Source organism: Planctobacterium sp. AWM4_229, assembly GCF_056160305.1.
On record NZ_JBSWWX010000002.1, the window covers coordinates 86,353 to 108,489 of the forward strand.

19 protein-coding genes are annotated in these 22,137 nt (G+C 44.6%); 3 read left to right on the forward strand and 16 right to left on the reverse strand.

Features of this window, described 5'->3' with window-relative positions; translation table 11 throughout:
- Window positions 1-72 precede the first annotated feature (72 nt).
- Both ACXAGP_RS03690 and ACXAGP_RS03695 read left to right on the forward strand, forming a co-directional pair.
- Window positions 73-981 (forward strand): LysR family transcriptional regulator, encoded by a 909-nt coding sequence (locus ACXAGP_RS03690; RefSeq protein ID WP_475259602.1) that lies wholly within the window; start codon window positions 73-75, stop codon window positions 979-981.
- Window positions 982-1,159: 178 nt separating this feature from the next.
- Window positions 1,160-2,383, forward strand: a complete 1,224-nt coding sequence (locus ACXAGP_RS03695; RefSeq protein ID WP_475259604.1) for a hypothetical protein — start codon at window positions 1,160-1,162, stop codon at window positions 2,381-2,383.
- A gap of 42 nt (window positions 2,384-2,425) precedes the next feature.
- On the opposite strand, the gene tusA is transcribed toward ACXAGP_RS03695, so the two are convergent.
- The 4 genes from tusA to ACXAGP_RS03715 all read right to left on the reverse strand — a co-directional run bounded on the left by tusA (window position 2,426) and on the right by ACXAGP_RS03715 (window position 6,109).
- Window positions 2,426-2,701, reverse strand: a complete 276-nt coding sequence (gene tusA, locus ACXAGP_RS03700) for a sulfurtransferase TusA (protein WP_475259606.1) — start codon at window positions 2,699-2,701, stop codon at window positions 2,426-2,428.
- Window positions 2,691-3,332 (reverse strand): orotate phosphoribosyltransferase, encoded by a 642-nt coding sequence (gene pyrE / locus ACXAGP_RS03705; protein ID WP_475259608.1) that lies wholly within the window; start codon window positions 3,330-3,332, stop codon window positions 2,691-2,693. The genes tusA and pyrE overlap by 11 nt, the downstream gene beginning before the upstream one ends.
- An 18-nt stretch (window positions 3,333-3,350) precedes the next feature.
- Complete coding sequence (rph, locus tag ACXAGP_RS03710) at window positions 3,351-4,064, reverse strand: ribonuclease PH (protein WP_475259609.1); 714 nt, start codon at window positions 4,062-4,064, stop codon at window positions 3,351-3,353.
- Between the two features lie 101 nt (window positions 4,065-4,165).
- Window positions 4,166-6,109, reverse strand: a complete 1,944-nt coding sequence (locus ACXAGP_RS03715; protein WP_475259611.1) for an alpha/beta hydrolase family protein — start codon at window positions 6,107-6,109, stop codon at window positions 4,166-4,168.
- Between the two features lie 183 nt (window positions 6,110-6,292).
- Here ACXAGP_RS03715 and ACXAGP_RS03720 point away from each other — a divergent pair, with 183 nt between their 5' ends.
- A complete protein-coding gene (locus ACXAGP_RS03720; RefSeq protein WP_475259613.1) occupies window positions 6,293-7,156 on the forward strand; it encodes a YicC/YloC family endoribonuclease in 864 nt (287 codons plus the stop codon).
- A 194-nt stretch (window positions 7,157-7,350) separates the two neighbouring features.
- On the opposite strand, the gene ACXAGP_RS03725 is transcribed toward ACXAGP_RS03720, so the two are convergent.
- From ACXAGP_RS03725 to ACXAGP_RS03780, 12 genes are all read right to left on the reverse strand, one after another.
- On the reverse strand, window positions 7,351-8,103 hold the full coding sequence (locus ACXAGP_RS03725) for an ABC transporter ATP-binding protein (RefSeq protein WP_475259615.1): 753 nt from the start codon (window positions 8,101-8,103) through the stop codon (window positions 7,351-7,353).
- A 32-nt stretch (window positions 8,104-8,135) separates the two neighbouring features.
- On the reverse strand, window positions 8,136-9,392 hold the full coding sequence (locus ACXAGP_RS03730) for an efflux RND transporter periplasmic adaptor subunit (RefSeq protein WP_475259617.1): 1,257 nt from the start codon (window positions 9,390-9,392) through the stop codon (window positions 8,136-8,138).
- A 68-nt stretch (window positions 9,393-9,460) separates the two neighbouring features.
- Window positions 9,461-11,893 (reverse strand): ABC transporter permease, encoded by a 2,433-nt coding sequence (locus ACXAGP_RS03735; RefSeq protein ID WP_475259619.1) that lies wholly within the window; start codon window positions 11,891-11,893, stop codon window positions 9,461-9,463.
- A gap of 467 nt (window positions 11,894-12,360) precedes the next feature.
- Window positions 12,361-13,116, reverse strand: coding sequence for a hypothetical protein (locus tag ACXAGP_RS03740; RefSeq protein WP_475259621.1), 756 nt, complete (start codon window positions 13,114-13,116; stop codon window positions 12,361-12,363).
- 162 nt (window positions 13,117-13,278) lie between these two features.
- Window positions 13,279-14,100: a hypothetical protein gene (locus ACXAGP_RS03745; RefSeq protein WP_475259623.1), complete on the reverse strand. Its 822-nt coding sequence runs from the start codon at window positions 14,098-14,100 to the stop codon at window positions 13,279-13,281.
- 181 nt (window positions 14,101-14,281) lie between these two features.
- A complete protein-coding gene (locus tag ACXAGP_RS03750) occupies window positions 14,282-15,454 on the reverse strand; it encodes a glycosyltransferase (RefSeq protein ID WP_475259625.1) in 1,173 nt (390 codons plus the stop codon).
- Window positions 15,455-15,812: 358 nt separating this feature from the next.
- A complete protein-coding gene (locus ACXAGP_RS03755; RefSeq protein ID WP_475259627.1) occupies window positions 15,813-17,096 on the reverse strand; it encodes a sensor histidine kinase in 1,284 nt (427 codons plus the stop codon).
- On the reverse strand, window positions 17,077-18,438 hold the full coding sequence (locus ACXAGP_RS03760; RefSeq protein ID WP_475259629.1) for a sigma-54-dependent transcriptional regulator: 1,362 nt from the start codon (window positions 18,436-18,438) through the stop codon (window positions 17,077-17,079). The genes ACXAGP_RS03755 and ACXAGP_RS03760 overlap by 20 nt, the downstream gene beginning before the upstream one ends.
- A gap of 180 nt (window positions 18,439-18,618) precedes the next feature.
- Window positions 18,619-19,332 carry a 4'-phosphopantetheinyl transferase family protein gene (locus ACXAGP_RS03765; protein WP_475259631.1) on the reverse strand — a complete coding sequence of 238 codons (714 nt, stop codon included), beginning with the start codon at window positions 19,330-19,332 and terminating at the stop codon, window positions 18,619-18,621.
- Between the two features lie 29 nt (window positions 19,333-19,361).
- Entirely contained in the window at window positions 19,362-20,099 is a 738-nt protein-coding gene (locus ACXAGP_RS03770; protein ID WP_475259633.1) for a thioesterase II family protein, read from the reverse strand.
- A 97-nt stretch (window positions 20,100-20,196) separates the two neighbouring features.
- Window positions 20,197-20,976 (reverse strand): sulfotransferase family 2 domain-containing protein, encoded by a 780-nt coding sequence (locus ACXAGP_RS03775; RefSeq protein ID WP_475259634.1) that lies wholly within the window; start codon window positions 20,974-20,976, stop codon window positions 20,197-20,199.
- Between the two features lie 106 nt (window positions 20,977-21,082).
- Window positions 21,083-22,066: an aspartyl/asparaginyl beta-hydroxylase domain-containing protein gene (locus ACXAGP_RS03780; RefSeq protein WP_475259636.1), complete on the reverse strand. Its 984-nt coding sequence runs from the start codon at window positions 22,064-22,066 to the stop codon at window positions 21,083-21,085.
- Window positions 22,067-22,137 lie beyond the last annotated feature (71 nt).

A 22,137-nucleotide genomic window follows, 5' to 3' on the forward strand; every position in this document is an offset into this window, starting at 1 on the left:
GACTTTCAATTCATTTATATTAATATCTTTTGAAGGCTGATATCATTTTTTAAAATACCTTCAGGTGGTGTTATGGATTTTAAAAAGCTTCGAACCTTCCGTATAGCAGCGCAACTGCAAAATTTCAGTGATGCGTCATCACACCTGGGATATGTGCAATCAGCCGTTACCAGTCAAATCAAGTCCCTGGAAGAAGAATTAGAGACGCCCTTATTCAGGCGCAATGGTCGAGGAGTGAGTCTGACAGAGGCGGGTAACAAGCTACTGGAATACTGCGACAAGCTGTTTTCATTACGTGACGAGGCCACGCTTGCGGTGAAAGGACAAGCGCAAAGCCAACAACTCATCCGAATTGCGGGTTATGAGACCATACTCACCTACCGACTACCACACATCATCCACGACTTTAATCAGCAGTTTCCTCAGGTACAATTACAAATTCAACCCGTTGGGGTGAAACAACTGCGTCAAATGATCCTCACGGACCAGGCAGACATCGCTTTTATCTTTGATGAGCTGGTTGCAGGCCAAAACCAACCTGTTGCAGGTTTACAGCAAATCAAACTCGGCTCAGAAGAAATCGTGGTGATTGCAGCTGCCGATCACCCGCTTGCACAACAGCAGAGCCTGACAATTAATGATCTTGCCGGGCATACCCTACTACTTACCGAGCAAGGCTGTTATTACCGCAATCATTTTGAAAAAGCCTTGATTCAGGCGGGTGCTTTCACTGGCACTTTGCTGGAGTTTACCAGTATCGAGGCCATTAAAGCCTGCGTTAAAACCGGCACTGGCATCGCCGCAATCAGTAAGATATCGGTACAGCCGCAATTGGACACAGGAGAAATTGTAGCATTGCCGATTCAGGATCTGTCACTCAGCGTTGATTTATTACTAGTCAGCAAGCAAAAGCAACATAGCGAAATAGTAAATGCTTTTATTGAGCAAACACAAAAACTGTACTACAAGCAAACCGGATAGCATTAGCAAACACGCCGCCCAAACGGGGAGCATTTTTAACCTTGAGCAGCATTTTTTGCTCAAATAAGGACTTTTTAGCCTATTTTTCCTGCATATCAAACAATTTTTTACTACGCTGTGAATAGTATTTGATTGTCAAAAATGCCAGATTTGGTTGCACTGGCCTTGGTATTGAGTCATGGGAAACGGTCGCAACAACAATAATAATTCTGGTACCGGAAGGCAGCGCTCAGGGGCTGTCGTCCAAAAACCTCATTTGACCCGTTTTGACACTAAAAACGAGACCACGCCAATCCAGAATATGGGCCGCTCTAAAGCGCTCTCAGCTCCTTCAAGAGATAAGCTTGTAGCTAGCTTCCAGGCTAACCATAGTGGTGCCAACAGTAGCAATAATGAAGAGAAGCGACTGAATAAGGGGGCGCTTCCTTCTCCCAATTTGCTTCAGACTTCGCAACAACACAAAAACTTGCTGTCGAATGCACTTAACGTTGGCCGCACTGATATGCATCATGCCAGTCAAGAACGATACGAGAAGCGCAACGAGTCCACGTACAACCAAATGAATCGCAATCAAGTATCGCGGAAATTACACGAGGCAAGCCAAGGCCTTTCGCAAGTTAGTTTAAAACCGGGCCAGTTTAAAGAATCTCTTAATCAAAAAAGACTAGAAAGCCAACAAATCAGTCAGGACACGGAAAAAGCACTGTCGGTAAAATCTCGCATCAAAGAAAACAATCAGGAAGCGTGGCAGAAAAAAACCTCTGCTGAAAACTGGTCCACCTTAGCCACTGCAGTAACAAGAGGTGGTAAAGTGGGTGCAGGTGTGGCTGCTGTAACAGGGGCTGGTGCTGCGTCAGGGTTGATATCTGTCGGAGCTAATGCAACCTCAGCTGCAGCGAATGAGAGAGCCGCCAAACAGTTTGGTAAATCTGCCGATTTATTTAATCAAAACGTAGATGACTCAAAACAAGGCACTGAGTTATTGGACAGCAACATTTCGGCAGGCATGTCAGAACTTTCCAGAGCCCAAGCAGATCAGTCTCATGGCAAGGCAAAGGGGCAAGCAGTTGGTGCCGTGGTCGGTGCCTTGGGTAGTGCTCCCGGAGTCGATAACGCCTTGCAATTCGGTATCGAACAAGTGCCGAAGCAACTCAATAGAGGAGTACAGATAAAATATGGGCTGGATTTGTCCTCTTCCAGTTCTTCTTCATCTTCTCTCAGTAGCGAAACCAAGGTGGAAAATGCCGAAGCCAAGATTGCCAAAACCTTAGGCACAAGGGAAGCGATAAAACGCGTTACCAAAAGAGAAGAAAGCAAGACTAATTCTACGCAAAGGATCCGGGAAGCCAAAACCGATGTGATCAACAATATGTTGCATCAAGCAAGTAGAAAAGGTAAATGAACTGCGATACAAGACGAGTACAGAAGGGACAGACGAACTCCGTTACAGCCCCTTCTTGATCAAGAATTGATAGGGCATACTATCAGTTTGCTGCGCCACTAAGGTGTGATCCATAAAACGGCAAAAACTGGGAATATCGCGTTTTGTAGCGGGATCATCGGCATCAATTAACAAGGACTGCCCCTCTTCCATGTTACGAATTTCCAGTCGCACCATCATCACCGGCTCCGGGCAGCGCAGCCCCAGCGCATCTAGTTTTTTATCTGCGCTTTGGCTGAGCTCTTCGGTCAAAATCTGAATATCAGACTCAGATGCCATAACTGGCCCGATATTGAGTGATGTTTTCCAGGTGCTGAGCCATCTCTGGCTTGTCTTTGAGATACTCAATCAAATCAGCAAGGCTGACAATGGAAACCACCTGAGTGTTGAAGTCTCTTTCCACTTCCTGAATGGCGGAAAGCTCACCTTTACCCTTTTCCTGGCGATCCAATGCAATCAATACTCCTGCCAGCGATGCACCACACTCATCCAGCAATGCCATGGATTCACGGATAGCCGTACCTGCGGTGATCACATCGTCCACCAGCATGACTCTACCTTCCAGTGCGCTGCCTACCAGGTTGCCACCTTCGCCATGATCTTTCTTTTCCTTGCGGTTGAAGCAATAAGGCGTATCGATATCGTGTTTTTCCGCCAGGGCCACCGCGGTAGTCGTGGCAATAGGGATCCCCTTATAAGCAGGACCAAACAACACATCGAACTCGATATTGGCAGTTACTAATGCCTCGGCGTAATACTGGCCCAACTTGGCCAGATCGCGTCCGGTGTTAAACAACCCCGCATTAAAAAAGTACGGGCTTTTACGACCAGATTTAAGGGTAAACTCACCGAAGCGCAGTACATTGCGCTCCAGTGCAAATTCGATAAAGGCTTTTTGATAATCTTGCATTTTGGAATCTCCAAATACTCAAGCCAGGGCTTTTTTCTGGGCGTCAAACACTTCAACCAAGCCTTGTTTAGCCAGCTCTAACATTTGACTCATTTCTTCAAAACTGAAAGGTTCGCCTTCGGCCGTGCCTTGCACTTCAATCAATTTTCCAGTGTCTGTCATCACAACATTCATGTCGGTTTCAGCGGCAGAATCTTCGATGTATTCCAGATCGGCTACCGGCTCACCTTTGTAGACACCCACAGAAATCGCACCAATCATGCATTTCATGGGGTTATTGTTAATGATGCCTTTTTTACGCATCCAGGCGAGCGCATCAGCAATGGCCACACAAGCGCCCGTAATAGATGCGGTGCGCGTTCCACCATCGGCCTGAATCACATCACAATCCACGGTGATGGTATTCTCGCCCAACATTTTCAAATCAACGGCTGCACGTAGGGCGCGAGCAATCAAACGTTGAATCTCCATGGTGCGGCCACCTTGTTTGCCACGGGCCGCTTCACGTTGTGAGCGAGTATGAGTCGCGCGCGGTAACATGCTGTATTCCGCAGTCACCCATCCTTTACCTTCGCCTTTCATAAAACGCGGCACACCTTCCTCGACGGTGGCATTACACAATACTTTGGTATTGCCCACCTCGATGAGTACCGAACCTTCGGCATGACAGGTAAAGTTACGGGTAATGGTAATGGGTCGGATCTGACCTGCAGTTCTGCCACCTGGACGCATTGAAAAACTCCTGTTAAATAAGAGATAAAATTGAAAAAGGGTAAACTATACCTAGTTTACCCTTTGGTCAGACAATTATAAATTTTTTAACGCAGAAAGACTTACTTTAAGTGTTGCTTGAGAAATGACGCCACTTTTTCAAAATATTCACTGCGGTTTTCCTCATCGTGAAATCCATGAGTTTCGCTGCTGCGCACAAACCATTCGTAGTCTTTGTCGGCTTTATCTAGAGCATCGCGAAGATCCTCAGCCTGAGAGTAGGGAGCCCTTCGGTCTTTTTTGCCATGAGCAATTAACACAGGGATGTTTAATTTATTCACATTGTGAGTAGGTGAAAAAGCGATGAGCTGCTCCTTCTCTGTGCCCACTACAGTTTCAAGAAAGGATTCACCCCAAAAGGCCTCAGGGATATCGCCCTCTTCAAACAAGTTTTGTAAATCGTATACTCCGGCATTACCGATAGCACAATCAAATACACCGTCAGTCATGATGGAGGATTGCAGGGCTGAATAAGCACCGAAGCTGGTGCCCATAATGCAGACTTTATCACCATTGATGTCGGTTAAGGCTCGCGCCCAATTAGTCGCATCGATAATATCTTGCTGGATACGACTGCCCCATTTGCGATATCCGGCTTCTTCATATGCTGCACCATAACCAAAAGAACCGCGGAAGTTTACTCTAAGTACGGCGTAACCTTCGTTGGCTAACATTTGCACTTCGTTGTCAAAGCTCCAGTAGTCCCGCACACCGTGAGGGCCACCGTGCACTAGCGTTACCAAAGGAACCGGACCTTTGGGGTTGTTTGGCAGTGTTAAATAAACCGGAACATCCAAGCCATCACTGACTTTAACTGTGTGAGGCGTTGTTCTTGCCATGTCTTTCTCAGCCAGGTGCCCAAAAACAGGAAACAGCAAAGAAAGGCTCATATTCTCTCTGTCAAACAAATAAAAGGTGCCTGCGTCGCTGTCAGAACTCACACGAACAATCCATTTATCACCGGCTTCTGTGCCGCTGGTCAGCGTAACCTTCATCCCCTGAAAGGTGGCCAAAAGTGATTTAAACACCTGAGCTTCTTTAGCTTCCTTGTTAAAAATAAGGTATTCAGGATAGCCATTGTCGATTCGAATCCCATAAACCGAGGAAAGATCGTCACTGAAATCCCAATCGGTAATGTCCACAGACTCATCCGTGTACACCTCATGCACCTTGCCCGTCTCCACTTCGTAGCGATGAACACCCACAAAGTTTGCATCGCCGTTATTGGCAATAAACAAATTTTTATCATCTTTATCAAAGGTCAGCGGAGTAAATTTGCTACCAACCTGAAAATCCGTTACCAAAGACCAGCTGTCTTTCTCAGCATCGTATTTGTGAAACAGAAAGCTGCCGTCGTCATCCCTCCCTCGGGAGAAACGCAGCTGCCCTTTACCATCAACAATAATTGCAGCAGAGGGCGCAGGAGCCCGCTCTATGCTTGTCATATTGCCATTGTAGATATTCAACTTTTCAAGAGTAGGAAGTCGTTTACCATCTTCAGACATGGGCGTGGAGCTTATCAAAATGTGCTTTTCGTCGCCTGGCAAGAAGCTGACAATCTCGGCCCAGCCACGGGTAGATTCTTTGCGTTTTATCCTTGTCCCGGTCTCCGAACCGCCGACACTGTAACCATAAATGGATTCGCCACCGTGACCATCATAATTGACGGCAAACAGTTCACCATAGAACAAAGGTTCGCTTTCCCAACTTCTGGCCTCCACCGATTTAATCACCAGACGCTCATCATTGGCCCAGTAAAATGGCCCCACTTGTTTGGGATAAGTAAAACGCGTGCCCCCCAAGGCTTTAAAGGTTTTGGCATCAAGTACAACCAATTGGCGGCGCTCTTCAGCAATGATGCCCAGTGCAATGTATTCGCCAGTGGGAGAGATCTTTACATCAAAATATTCAGAGCTTTTTGCAAAATCAGCAGGTGAATAAGATTTCGACCAGACACTGGTGGAATAAAAAAGAAACAGAAATAAAAAATACAGAGCGGCGCGCATGCGAATCTCCCTTGCTTGCTCAATAAAAGGCTCAAGTTTACGTGAGACCAACGCGATACACAAACTGTTACATTTCAATTTCGGGACAAGTCATATAAGGAATGAGACCAAGACATGGTTTGAGAGCCATCACTTTTCAGATACTATAGGCAATTCGCCATTTCAGAGTAGAAGTAGAAAATTATGATCCACAGTATGACCGCCTTCGCCCGTAAAGAAATCAAAGCCGATTGGGGCACCGCAGTTTGGGAAATCCGCTCTGTGAATCAGCGTTTTCTGGAAACTTATTTCCGTCTCCCTGAGCAATTCCGAGGTCTTGAGCCTGTGCTCAGAGAACGCTTTCGCGCCAAACTTGCCCGCGGTAAGGTAGAGTGTGCTTTGCGCTTCAATACTGAAGATGCCGCGGTGAATAACATCACCCTGAACAAAGACCTGGCGAAACAGCTGTTATCCGCAGCCGATTGGGTACAGTCTCATGGTCAATCAACAGGCGTTAATCCAGTAGACATACTGCGCTGGCCTGGCGTAGTGGCCACCGAAGAAGCCGACATGGACGCCATTCAAAACGCGTTATTAATCGGTCTTGATGAAGCCTTGCAAGACTTCTTGCAAGCTCGCGCCAGCGAAGGTAAAGCCATCGACGCCATGATCAATCAGCGTCTTGATGCCATTTTGACGGAAGTAGACAAAGTCTCTACTCACATGCCAGAAGTTATCCAGTGGCAAAAAGACAAACTCATCGCTCGTTTCGAAGAAGCCAAAGTGGAGCTGGAAGAAACCCGCGTTGAACAAGAAATGGTAATGCTGGCGCAAAAACTAGACGTGGCAGAAGAGTTAGACAGATTAAAAGCACACGTTGCCGAAACCCAAAAAATTATGAAAAAAGGCGGCGCCTGCGGCCGACGCTTAGATTTTATGATGCAGGAATTCAACCGCGAATCTAACACCTTAGGCTCCAAATCCATCAATGCCGATATCACCCAATCCGCAGTGGAGTTAAAGGTACTGATTGAGCAGATGCGCGAGCAGATCCAGAATATTGAATAACTTTCGATTTTCCATTTGCTGAACAGTTTGATTCACTCAGTCGCGATAAACAGACGGATGGCGAGTTAATTGCCATTCTCTAGTGATTATTTTCCGAGTTTTTACTTGGTTTTTAGTGTCCCCCCTTCGAAGGCGCCAGCCAATAAATGGCTGGCCGGGACTGCGGACGGCTTTTAGTGATAGTGGGGTATCACTTAAGCTGTCGTCGCAGATTTACTGTCGTAGCTGTCTTGCATTTCTGCCGCGTTTGTTACGCGTGAAGCGGGAGTCGTTAGAATCGCACCATCTAATAATTTAAATTGTGTGGTAGCACGGTCCGCATAGCGTGATTCGTGCGTTACCATACAGATAGTGGTACCTTTTTGATTAAGCTCTTCAAGCACATCCATGATTTGATCACCAGTATTGGAATCCAGGTTACCCGTTGCTTCATCGACCAGCAGAATTGCCGGGTCTGCCACTAACGCTCGGGCAATAGCAACACGTTGCTGTTGACCACCAGATAACTGATTTGGCTTATGCTGACTGCGGTGGGTCATGTGCACCATTTCCAGACACTTATTCACACGCTGTTCAATTTCTGCGGCACTCAACTTGTCTTTGCGATATCGCAACGGCAAGGCAACATTATCGAACACTGAAATTTCATCAATTAAGTTAAATGACTGAAAGATAAAACCAATTTTACTATTCCGAATCTCTGCGGCTTCATCCAGTGATAAATTGGCAACATTAACACCTTCAATCATGTACTCGCCACTGGTGGGCATATCCAGCAAGCCGAGAAGAGATAGCAGAGTTGACTTACCGCAACCCGATGGACCGGAAATAGAGACGTAATCGCCAGCCGATATTGTCAAGTCTACGCCCTTTAACGCATGGGTTTCCATATCCTCTGTTTCGAAGACTTTGGAGATGTTTTTCATTTGAATTTTAATGTCGCTCATGGGGATTTTCCTGCCTGTAAATTTTTAATTTTTTATGATTTGATGACCAGTTCTGATGCCGTGTTCTTCAAATTCGCTAAATCTGAAATAATGAACACATCATTGGCATCTGCGCCGGAGACAATTTCGATAAAACGACCGGCTTGACGGCCTAATTTTAGTGTTTTGAGTTGCGCTTTAGAGTTACCGTTGTCCAGGCGATACAGTGAAATTTCACTGTAAGGCTGCACATTGGCCGGGCGCTTGATGTAATAAATTTGTTTCAAGGTATCCGCCGTAATCGAAGCGTCTACATTTAACATGGGTCTGGCACTGGACGGTAAGTTTGCTGGTAAGGCAATCTCGACTTCTACGGTATTGTCTTGAACAATAGGATCGATACGAGTCACAGTACCCGCAATGCGGTCCTGACGCGTATTGACTACAGCATGTTGGCCAACAGCCACGTTCTGAACCTGTCCCTGTGGCACTCTAATAAGTGCAATCAGATCGGTCACACTACCAATTAACGCGATCTCCTGGCCCGGTGCTAAACTTTGTCCAATCTCAACGGACAATCGTTGTAGCACTCCGGTAAAACCGGCTTTAACTTCCAGGTCGTCAAGCCGAGACTGAGCAATATTTAAAAGTCCTTGCTGTTGCTTAACGCGCTCTTGTTGGATGTTCACCGATTCCTCGTGAACTAATTTCAGTTGCGCAATTCGTTGCTGCAAAATATCAATGCGCTTGGCAAGTTGACGCTCCTCCAATATTGACTCCTGAAAAGCCAACTGTGATACGATGCCTTCTTCAATGAGCTTTTCCTCTGCTTGACGATGCAGTACTGCCGTTTCATAACGCGCTGTCATCTCAGCCAGATTAGCGGTTTCATTGAGTATCTCTCTTTGGTTATTGAGCTTCAACTGACGCAGGTTGGCGTTACTTTGCACCAGCTCTTGTTTGGCATTCTCCACGACCTGAATCAACTCTGGATTATCCAGACGAACAATAACGCTTCCCTTCATTACAGTAGCACCGGGCTTAAGCACAATCTCCTTCACTGTCGCCTGAGTTAGTGTGGTTAGCAGTTGCTGTTTGTTGGAACTCAATATTCCAAACCCCTCTGTAACCACCTCAAGATCCCCTTTTTCAACCCGCTCGATCAAAATATCATCTCGAGAAACCGAAACCGCATTAGCGGTTTGTACAACCCAAATCAATAATACGATGATGAACACTGCAACCACGGCCAATAACTGATATTGAGTTTTAAACAGTTTGTTTTGTGGTTTCTTCTTAATTACATCCATTAAACATAAGCCTTTGTAATTTAACTGATTTATGACGGGTAACCCCGCCATAAATACCTCTTTCTTTATTACTGGTTTCCTCTCAGAGAGTGAATTGGCCGAGCATTAATGATAGGGCGAAGTGGCCAGAAGCAAGCAAACAACGCCATCATTCCAATAAGCAGCAGTGTGCCTGCAAACATTGGAATTAACTGCGAACTAACGTAGCTTACCAATGCGTCTGAAAAGCCGAGATATAACCCCATCATAATTACCACACTTAAACCAATCCCAACTGCCACGGAACCGGCATTATCTTTGATGATAAGGGCAACCACATCACGCCTTTTTGCGCCAATTGCAAGGCGTGTCCCCAATTCAAATCGACGCATTAACGTCGCATAACTGATGATGCCATAGAGGCCAATTGTGGCTAAAAAGAAGGTCAATACGGCAAGCACAGCACTGGTAATTGCGGTGGTATATTGGGTAAAGAGCAATTGGGTACGACGCTCTTCCATCGTTTCAAGGTCGCGAATATAGAACTCGCGGCTAATGTTCTGTACCAAAGCAACTGTAGCTTCGCGCTGTAAATTTTGGTTAGGTTTTAGCTTGACAATAAAGTCTAATCCTTCACCAGAGCCCGGTAAATAAGAACGCATTGGACGGTTATCTTGTCCAGGCATCTTATAACTCTTCACTACACCTACAACAGTTCGCCAGGCATTGACAATCCAAATTCTCGAGCCGATTACATCGCCATGTTCGGCTATTTTTTCCGCATAAACATCGTTGATGATAATCACTTGATTGCCATCTCTTATGTCAGCTGCGCTGAAATAATCACCTTCCACCAACGGCTGGCGAATGATGTCGAAGTAGGTTTCATCGATAAACCGGGTTTGTACTATTGAGGTTTGGTCATTCGCTTCCAGCCTCTGCGCGATGCGACGACTGTTATAAATCGGGGAACCAGACTGAGACACATTATCCACTTGAGGCAAGTCTAACAACGCGTCTTTTAGCTCTAACATCAGCGGGATTTTCTCTTCCGCTGTCAAACCACCTGCAGTGGTTAATCTGAGTTTCATGCTAGTTAGATTGTCTGTTTCAATGCCCATCGGTTCATTGATGACTTTCATTGAGTCTTTTAACAATCCAATATTGACGAATACCAACAGCGTGACAATGGTAACTTGCGAGATGATCAGCAGTTTTCTTACACTTTTAGAGACCTGTACCCCCGTGCCTTTACCGCTAGATTGTAGCGTTGTGTTGAGGGCTTTGTAATTGATCATACTGGCGCTGATGCGTGCAAACACCACTCCCAGAAACAACGCAATAAGCAGCGCAGCACTGAGCGTCACGATATTGATTGATAACTCTTCAACGCGCGGTAAACGCTCTGCAAGATACTGTTGTAAAATCCAAAAACCTACACTTGCCACAACCAAAGCTAACAATGATGAGATAAAAACAACTAAGCCCGATTGTGCAAAAAGTACTTTGAAGATATCGCTGCGACTGGCGCCTACTGCCGCCTGAATAGCAAGCTCTCGCTGCTGATCAGCCGTTCGTGACATAAATAGATTGGTAATATTAGTACAGGCGATCAGAATTAACCCGATGACCCCTAGCAGCAGCAATAACACAGTGTTTTTGCTATTGCCTAAAATAGTGTCTTTGAATGAGGTTAGTTTTAAAGTGAAAGACCAGTTGGCAAAGTTGGCTCGGTCAGTCACATTTTCCTTCCAAAAACTATTAAAAGGTGTGGTTAACGTTTGTTCAACCTGAGACAGACTAAGCTCACTGTCCAATTTACCTACAAAGCTCGACCAAGATGACCAGTTACCGAAGCTTTCTCTCACTCTGGTATTGGTATTATTGCTGTTGTAATCCCATGGTAGAAAAACATCGCTTTTTATGCCATTACCCACCAATTGTGGCTCTACAAACGACTTAGCCAACACACCCACAATTTTGTAGCTGGTGCTACCTACCATCACTGATTTTTCGAGGATACCTGGGTCGCTGTTATATTCATCCTGCCAAAATTCGTAGCTCAATACTGCGACAGGGTTAAAACTATCCTTCTTTTCAGATTCCTCAAAGTAACGCCCCACTGCGACATCACTACCCATCAGTGAAAACCAACCAGGCGTAATAAAAATTGCGTCGATCATGGGCTGTGTAGGTAACGAACTTACCACCCCAGTTTCATACCGAACCAAAGCAGACTCCGAAAACAGAGTTTGGTTTTCGTAAAGATTAATCAAGCTCGGATAACTAAAGCCACGCCCCACAGTTTCATTTTTTTCATCGACGATAACAGAGCTAACCGTATATAACTTTTCCTGTTCTGGATAAGGCAATGGTTTTGAAATCACAACATAGGCTAAAGTCAAAATACATAATAAGGCACCTAAGGTGATACCCAGTGTAGTGACAATCGTCACCAGGAAGCCTTTTTTGGCGCTTAAGCCAGTCCAGGCTTGTTTAAGTAAATAAATGCTGTGGTTCATCAGGTGGTTCCTGTTTCCTCTATGTGGCTACAAAAAGCCGAATAGTTAGAATGATTCAGTGTTTCAATACGATGAGCTGTTATTGCGAATAATGTGCCAGAATTATTTACCGGCTTAGGGGAGTTTTTTAGTGCCTTTGCAGGTTAATTAAAAGGTAGTTGAAAATAGCAAAAAACCTTTTAAAACAGTCAGATACAAACCCATCACTGGCTTCTTAAAATTGCCGCAGTTAAACAACAAGACTTAAGCAACAACAACTATTGTTAAGAAACCAGAGACATACACAGCGCTGTCTCGTCGAAATCGGACTATGACCGTCCGTTTTCGGACTATTTTTTTCTAACTGAGGTATTTTTCAATATCAATTGATGTCATTCTCCCTTTACCAGATATAAAAAAGCCGCCCTGATGGCGGCAATTGTGATTTTAATTAGAATGGCAATTTCAAAAACCAATCTACAAGCTACTCAGGCATGCATTTGATATCCAAAGGTTTCGAATTCGTCATGAAAGACTTCGTTGATTTTTTGCAATTGCTGTTTAGTAAAGATGTCGTCTATCGCTATATCCTGCCCCGACAATCCCTGCTTCAAATGTGGCAAAGGGGGATAGGCGGTAATATTCAGTTCATGCATTAGTGTTTTAATATCTTCTTCAATATTCTCATAACGCAACAGGCGCACATTCATTGAGTTATCAGCTCGTCTATACAGATCAATGTTTTTCACCACGTGGGTGTAATTGTGTTGGATCAATAAATCGATTTGCTTCTTGAGCTCTTGCGGGTCGCTGATCATAGGTTTTCCTGAGGTTTTATAACTCTCAAAATTAAGTTGTTGATTGGCAAGAGAAATGATCTTTCGATAGGGGCAGCGTTCAACACCCAAAATTAGCCAGTCTTCGGGAGTTTCACCATAAGTGTCTATCACCTGAGTCAGACTCATATGGTTCATGTAGTCACCCTTGGGTGGTTTAATTTGCCCCAATGATGCTTCCGGTAAGTTGAGTAGCTTTGTGAAATAACTGTCGCTTTCTTCGCGAGGAGCCCCGTAATTCTGAGCGGGCCGGTAGTCCAGCTGAACTCTTAGTTTTTCATCGATGGGGGTGATAGGGGTGATGATGTCTTCCTCACCGCAGATCGATGACAAAAAAACTTCGATGCTGGTACTGGCGACTTTTCTACCTTTTATAAATACAAATTTATGTTTCTTAGATAATATCATGCGCTTAGCTCTCGTTTCGCTATGGTTGTTTGCGACACGTACCTTGCTGTCCCTTCCGGACGCAGTATTGACAACGTACACATTCGCGTTAAATCACCGCTCTCTATACTCATCCCGCTATTGCAGGAGGGCTTGTTATCAGAATTCAGGCTTTTATAAAAATCAGTCTTCTGAAAACGGGCACTGATACCCGAATTTATCTATGATCAGTTTTTCTCTTTGCGCCACAAGTTGTGCCGAATTATGGTCATAGTAATATGCCGTATCATGCCTGATGGAGGAGGTGTTAGTTTTTGGTTTAGCCAACACTTTCTGTTTGATGCCTTCCGAGAATTCTTCGCCACACTTACTCAGCGCAACAAACAAATCAGCTTCCAAAGCCTCATTCCTGATAAAGTAATTGATAAAACAGTTTGCCTGCTCGAATTCCTGCACTTGCTCTAGCGTGGTTAAATTCATGAACTGAATACTCTGTCGAAACTGGGTGCAGAACAGTGCCAGGTAACGAAACGTCATCAGTCCCACAACACGGGCTACGGAACTCGTTCCGTAACCCGTCCTGATGTCGCTCATAAAATTTTTATCATGAACCATGTATAACCACTGCCTGAAGGCAGCAGCATCATTAACATCAGCATAAGTCTCTTTCCAGATCTTGGTATCTCTGGAAACTTCCTTGAGCAGCTTTCCAAAGGCGTGATAAGGGTTATTTAACCAGCCTAATCCCTGATACCAGTTTCTGCCTGTAACATTGTTAAACACGGCCCCTTTGTTATCGCAACCGTATGCCCACAAAGACATATACCATGACCAGGGGTCACGCACAGAGCCTAAGAAAAATTTGTCCTGACGAAATAAATCTGCTGTAACCTTATTGTGCTTACCAACAAATTCGCCACCGAGCAACTCACGCAAGGTATTGCGGATATGAGTGCACCCCGTCTTGTGCAACTCCAGATAAACAAAACGATCAGAGATAAACATCGGGTTGCTTCATCTTAACAGGCAGAGTCCAGTTGACGTCTGGAACAACTAATCCGAAATGAATCGATACCACAGTTCTTCTCCAAATATCCTTTTTAAAACCATCGGCGTCCAAATCTTCCAATATCAGTAAGCAGCAATAGTCAGGTTTAACCGGCAAAGATGTGACTTGCCGTAAAGCTTAATTGCGCAAATAAAACCAGGTTAACCTCGACCTCATTGCCACTAATAATAGTAAGCTCTTCCACCAGCCCAGTTCCAAACGCTCTTTATAAGATTTAATTTCAGCAACAAACTTTTCGTAGCGGGAAGACGACAAAGCGAAGAGCTCTTTATTTTCATTAAAAGCCTGCCAATCAATCACAATATCATTTGGGAAAAAATCCTCATCGACAATGGCAACACTGTCGTTTTTGTGTTCAAACAATCTGGTGGCTTCATTATTCACAAAATGATTGAGATGGACGGCAAACAAACCGTCATTACTGAGATCGTAATATAAATCTCGTGCAGGCATTGACTTCCAATCGTCCGCCCCTGCCACATCAGTGGCATTGACTTTAATTTGAAATTTATCCAATAGATCTGGCCTGTACATGGCTGGGCCGTTGGCGGGTAAACCTCGAGTATCACGGGCAATTTTATCCACTTGTTCACGACTACCCAAGGCATACCATATATCACCGAGTGAATGATGAACTGCATACACCGACAATCTGCGCATAGCGATATTACACAACATTGAATAGCCGGTTGATCTGAAATAGTTAGTGCGATGCCAGGGAGCCCAGGTACCGTATGGATGCTTCTTCGAAGAGTACAAGTCCCATTCATAGGTGGTTTTTATGCCCAGTAATTTCATGGACGGCACATGGTCACCCAAACCATAAACATGGGACTGAATTTTATCCACAAAATCCAGGGTGATTATGTCATCGTCATCCAACAAGGTAGTCAGTGCATAATCTGCATCCTTCGGAATATATTTATCAAGCCAATCCAAACTACCAAGATTGTCACCGTTGTAATCGTGCAAATAAGTGCGCTTTCTTTTGGCTATAAGGGCTTCCAGCCTCTGACGGTACTTTGCTGGCAGATCCGGATCAACAATCAAAACCCAGTCAAAATCCTGATTAGATTGCCCGATAACATTAGGCAGGCAGGCGGTTTCAAATAACGCAAATCGAAAGTCGAGACGCGCGGGATCCAGAGGATCCATGCGAGTAAATATCTCTCCCACCTCATCCTTAATAGTCTCAGCGCTGTGCTTAATCGGATCGGTAGATTTACTTTTAAACAGCTCGGGACTTTGTCGATAGGAAAATCGGGTCAGCAATAAGTGGCTGAGCTTCATTTAGGCACCTCTTTTTATTCTTTTTTGGCCAACGGCGGCAATCTGTCATTACCGACGGCGCAGAGTATTATGAGAACTTAATTTGGTGAAACTCACTGCTAATTATGTGCCAAATTATTTATCCAACACTGTCATTCACAAAAAAAAACAAGTCCAGGTTTGAAGTTATTGTCTCAATGCATTCATCAGAATGCTTTTAAGTCAATACAAACCGCGCCTACAGAAGAATTTATGAGAACGTTGTAGATATCATTATTATTTGTAAGCCCCTGAAAAAGGCAGTACTCCTATTGCTTGGCTCCTGGAATTTGCAGCGGAATTAGCAGCGCACCGTCCGGTTTCGGAGAATGACAGTCCGTTATCGGAATTTAGGCAGCGTAATGATGACAGTTATACCGCTGCCAGTATTGTTCATCAGTGTGATATTACCTTGATGCTGTTCAATAATATTACGGCAAAAACTCAACCCAACTCCCTGCCCCTCTTGCTTGGTGGAAAACAGAGGTACAAAGGCATTATCCAGATTGGCAAATCCATGGCCATCATCCATCACCTTGATAATCGTTTTGTTTTGCTCTTCCCCAAATTCAAGGCTCACGTTCTGAGCACCGGCTTCAAAAGCGTTTTTAACCAGATTGATCAACACCTGTTCCAGCAAAGACTGGTCAGCCCAAATGCGTCTGGCCTTTTGACTCACTGACAACTCAAGTTGAGTAAAAAGGCCTGCAATACGGTCGCCCAAGTGTTTAGTGTCGATTTCCTGGTAATTTAACTGAATCGGTTTAGACAGCGATGCATAACGGTTAATAAAGTCTTGTAGGTGCAGGCAGCGCTCTGATATTAGCGCTAATGCAGCTTTATCTCTGTCTGTAGACGCACGGTCAGCCAAGCTTTCCGCGATGCTGGACACTGGCGTTAGAGAATTGCGAATTTCATGCCCCATTACACTGATCATTTGCTGCCAGGCCTTCACCTGGCTGTTTCGCACCGCAGATTCAATATTAGTAAACACTAACAATTGATGCGCCACCCCCGCATCAATAAAAGTACTTTGACTTATCTGCCATTGCGCCTGCTCCTGTCCATCCTGATAGCGCAATTGCCAACCATTGTCGCTTTGGTGCAGGCCCAGAAGTTTAGGCGAGGCATGACGAAACATTTGCCAGTGCTGGCCTTCGTATAAGTAACTAAAAGCGCCATTGGCGTAAGATAACTGGCCTTTTTGGTTAAATACCAAAACGGGCGTTTCCAATTGATCGATTAGCTGATAAACGAGGAACGCATGTTGATCATAGCGCTGTTTCTTCTCCGACAAATCATCACTAAAATCTCGAAGGTTCTGGTGAAACTTACCCACCACTCCTTTTGGAAATACGGCTTTAGCATATTGCTTATAATCTTCCTGTCTGACAGCCTCTAGATGCATTAGTGCCCGACGAAAGCTGGACATGACTTTATTGCGAAACCGAATAATGGCAAACACATAACCGATAGCCAGTAATGAAATTACCACCACTATTTTTAATGCCCACAGTTCCAGCTGCCACATCACAAGGAACACGAGGATCAGAAAAAACACCGCAAACAGGGTTAACCAAAAGGTAATAAATCCTTCGAGTGATTTACCTTTGAATATCGTCATACTTTTCCAGTCGGCGATACAATGATGATTTCGTTAGCCCCAGTAATTTAGCTGCTCTGGTCATATTGTTTTCAGTGCTGGAAAGTGCCATCTTGATCAACTTCTTTTCCGCCTGCTCCAAAGTCATTATACTGAGCTGACTATCGGTTTGCTCTGGAGATGCAACAGAGATGGGTAAATCGTGGCCAGAAAGTGTGCTGGAACGCGCCAATAACACAGCTCGTTCCATTAGATGGCTCAACTCGCGAATATTACCGGGCCACTGATAGCGCTTTAAACAGACCTTGGCAGAATCGTCTAACAGGACTGCATTTTTTTGATATTTCTGACTAAATTTCGCAATAAAATGTTCCGCTAATGGCACTATGTCTTCTTCCCGTTCGCGCAATGTTGGCACTCTGAATTCAAGGGTATTCAGGCGGTAGAATAAGTCCTCGCGAAACGCATCACTGGCTATTAATTTTGGCAGATCACTGTTGGTAGCACTGATAATACGAGTATTCATGTGCTGAGTATGACTAGACCCTAAAACCTCGTATTGGCCTGTCTCTAACACCCTAAGCAACTTGGCCTGCTGTGACATGGGAATATTGGCAATTTCATCCAAAAACAAAGTGCCTTGATTTGCCAGTTCAATCCGACCTATTCGATGACTTTTCGCATCGGTAAAAGCACCTTTTTTGTGGCCAAACATCTCACTTTCGAACAGAGTTTCAGCAATCGCTCCCATATTGACCGATATGAAAGGACCGGCTCGAAAACCAGAATAAGCGTGAATTAACTCCGCCAATTGACTTTTTCCGGTACCATTCTCACCAGTGAGTAAGATACTGACATCTGTTTCGGCAACACTTTTAATCTGCTCCAGCAACTCAAGCATACAAGGGGAACGCCAAACATATTCTTGCTGCGCCACAGGCTCAAGACGCTGTTGAAGCTTCTGATTCTGAGCCTGCAAATTTGATAAGGTCAGTTGTTGTTTGATTATTTGCAGAAGGCGTTGGTTTTTCCATGGTTTTTCAATGAAATCACCCGCACCTAACTGCATTGCTTTGACAGCTAACTCGACGTTAGCCCAAGCAGTCATTGCTACCACTGGGGTGGTAAATTCTGACTTTTCCAGCCAGTCGAGAAAGGCAAGCCCCTCTTCTCCAGAGGTAATATCCAGTGAATAATTCATGTCCAACAGAATTAAATCCACCTGACTATTTTTTAAGATATGTTTCGCCTGCTCAGGACTCTTAGCTTGATGCGCGCAATAACCATTGTCTTCCAGGAGAAAACTGGTACTTAAAAATATATCTTGTCGATCATCGACAATCAGGACATGTGATTTTTTCAAGGCGGTCTTTAACTAATTTGGGGTCACGACTACGGCTAAAGTTTGCCATCCATCTGCTACTTGTTATGCCTTAGCATTAAATGGCTGATATATTGGGCACACTCAACGATTCGGGTAAAATGATACACGTGTTTGTATAGGCGTCAAGCGTTCATAAAACACCGATAAACCTCGTCTGAACTAAGTTTCACACACAGTCAAAACCCCTTGTGGTTCAAAATAGAAATGAACTTGATAGGGCTGTAGCTGATTTAAATGCTTTCTCAGGTAAGAACTAATTACCAACTTAAGCTGACCACCACCGGGGGTTAACACAATCTCAATAAGCCGTGCTTCTTCAAAACCAAAATACTCGCCGACCTGATTGTGTACAGCCTTGAAAAAACTCTCTTTGGCAGAGAACAGGGTAGTAACGGCTCTTTGCATTGAAAGACCTGATTGCATTAATAGCTGCATTTCTTTGGGATTGGCTACCAGCTGTTGTACCTGCGCCAGTTCAGATTCTGCTATCCAGGTTTCAATATCAACACCAATGGCGGTAGTTGGGCTTGTTTTACGCTTCGCCATAACAATCGCATTATTGCAATCATGACTGATTGACCCTACTACCCCAACAGGCCACAAAGGACTTCGGTTTTCACCAATACCTATCTGGACCAGGGAGTGCCCCAGCGCTTCCAGAGCCCGACTGGCACAATAGCGACCTGCCAGAAACTCTGCTTTTCTCTTGGCAACAGCACGTTTCAGCGCCTCAGGCAAAACAATGCCAAACTCTTGAAACAGCGCATCTCGATAATGGCTTAAGTAAAAACGACACCTGAAAACCAGCGTATTTTGGGATATCTTTGGCGGTGCTTGATACGATGCTTCTTCTATAAATCCCATAGCGGCCATTTTACTCTGTCGTCCATTATTTCAATAATTTAGCCAGCTAAGATCTGATATAATACGCTGAGCACTTGTTTTTTATTGGCATCAACAAAGAAATGATCACCCTCAATTGGGTGCAGGGTGCAACTTCCATGGAAGTGTTGCGCCCAACTGCGCGCATCGTTCATCGACACAGTGTCATCACTCATTCCATTCAATACATGTGCCCGAGTTTGTAGCTTTTTCCGACTATGCCAGTAATTGTCGACTATTTTAAAGTCTGCTCTTATAGCTGGCAGAATAATATCTCGCAGCTCTTCACTCTGCAAAACCGCATCTGGAGTCCCCCCCATCTTGCGAAGCTCTTCAATAAAGTCCGATTCAGGTAAGTTATAAATGGGCAGTTCTGTTCGAGCAATTGATGGGGCCGGACTTCCTGAGGCGATAAAACAGCGGGGTGCAGGCAGCCCCATTGCCATTAATTTTAAGGCCACTTCAAAAGCAATTCGGGCGCCAAGACTATGACCAAACATAACATAGTCAACATCAAGTAAACCGGCCATTTGCTGAGCCACGGTAGCCGCCATTTCTTCCATGTTATCGATGGGAGCTTCAAGCAAACGACTGGCTCTGCCCGGTGTCTGCAGCCCTAAAACAGAAACATGCTCTGGTAACCCTTCGTGCCAGGAAGCAAACGTTGACGCATTGCCGCCAGCATAAGGGAAACAGAACAGCTTTGTCTCTGGTCGGGATTTTTGATTAAAGGTTGAAAACCACTTTGAATTCATCATTTTAACAACATCCTATGACTGAAAATGGCATGCAATTCAGCGCTGGTAATGTCGGCGTATTCCAAATTCACCTTGAGATTGACGGCCATATTCCAACTCAAGCGATGCTCGGCTCTTTGCGAGACGTCGATAAGGAGTTGTCATAACCAAAAAAATCAAAGTCTTTAGCGAATTTCTGCTCAACCAATTTCAGCAAATGGGGCGTATAATATTGTTCAATCAAGTCATTGGCATTGGTGGCATGTGCTCTTTCACTGGCCACAAAGCGGTTGTAGTCACAATTGACATGCTCAAACACCACCTTAAAATCTTCTCTGAAGTTTTCCATTTTCCCTATAAAGTCATACTTAATATTATCCTGATAAGTTTGATAATACTGTGGACGCCAGTGCATGTTCATGAGGTTCAGCGGTTGCTCAAACACAATATTAACGAACTCATCAAAGCTAAATTGGGTTTCATTGCTGTATTTCGCAGAATCAAGGAAATCTACTAAGCCCTGATTCTGAAACGTACCGGGCTTTACCTTGTCCAGGTACGCTGACAACAATCTGGTATAGGGATTACGCGAAAAACAGAATTTGAAAAACGATTTATCGGCTAAAAGTTTCTCAAAGTCACCGACCTGACATGGCAGCAACAAGGGGGAACGCAATCTGTCGTGCAAATCAGAGCCATTATTAACCGAATACTCTGGATTATCCAATTCAAGCCTGTGCAGGCTATTCATTATCGTGGTACTGCAAACTTTAGGCGTATCGGTATACATGTAACCGTGCTGCAATGAAATATGTATCGAGAGTGAAAAAGTACTGATGTCGACATGAGTGGTGTACTTTTTAAATTTGTCTTTTATATCTGATGTAAAAATTTCCATAAGAGCTCCGCGTATATGGCTTTTGTAATTATCCAGGCGAGCTATCACCTTTAGTGTTTATCTTTCTAACTGACTGTAAAGTGGCTTTTCGAGGTACTTTTATCCACTACCAGCGCAACCATTCATCTGGGATTTTGGGAATGTCGGCGATGAATTTTTTCTGCGCAAGACGAAAAATGTGTTCCTGCCATTTGGGCATAGGCCTGAACAAATCCACCATTAAAATCACCCTGGTTTTATCCGTACGGTTCCATGCAGTATGAGGATAATAGTCGTCAAAAATCATCACTTTCCCCTCTTGCCACTCCAGCCGTTCACCTTCCAGCTCCAGGCAGATATCACCGTCGGGAACAATGATACCCAGGTGCATTCTTAAAAAGCATCTGGACCCGGCTTTGTGCAGATTGAGTTCAACACCGGGCGCAAGAATACTCAATTCCGCGTTTGCCAGAGACGGTACGTTGTGCAGCAAGCGGGCAAGCGTGGGTAAAAGCTTTTTAGCGTTCGCATCCACTGTACCCTGCTGGGCGAGCATAAGAGAGTGAATTTGAGAGAGTTTATCCAGGCCTTTGGGAATGTTTTCCACCTGGACATTATCGAAAATTCTCTGGACCTCATTGCGTATGGCGACAAAATTGTTTTCAAATTCAAGAGACCATGGAAATTCAGCGGGTTCAAAGGTTCTACGCTCAATATCAGACAATCTCTGTTCCAGAAGATATAACACGCGTACGAAGGCTCGACTCAAAAAGCTGGGACGCTTCTTCTTAACGCCAGTCTCTCTGGCGTGAAGGAAATAATCAAGGTCCTTTTTCATACGTGCATCCAGGCCTTCAAAGGTTGCCTTAAACGTCTTGCCATTGGATTCAGAAACCACAACTGGAAAAATTCGGAAAAAAGGCAGCCACACAATTCCACGCGTCCCGACTTCGGGAATATTGTTTTCTGCTTGAAGAACGGCGTGATCTTCACAAAGCTCCTTCAGTGAACACAACTTTTCTAGTTTCGATCTTTCGGTCCACAGTATCTCATCCACTTTTTGCATTGATGAGGGGAACAATTCCCTCAGGCTCTCTATCTTTTGCGTCATAATGACTCCATATGCTTAAACTGTTGGTTGGAATAACAATTAAACCCGGGTACATCTCAAACTCTATTGTT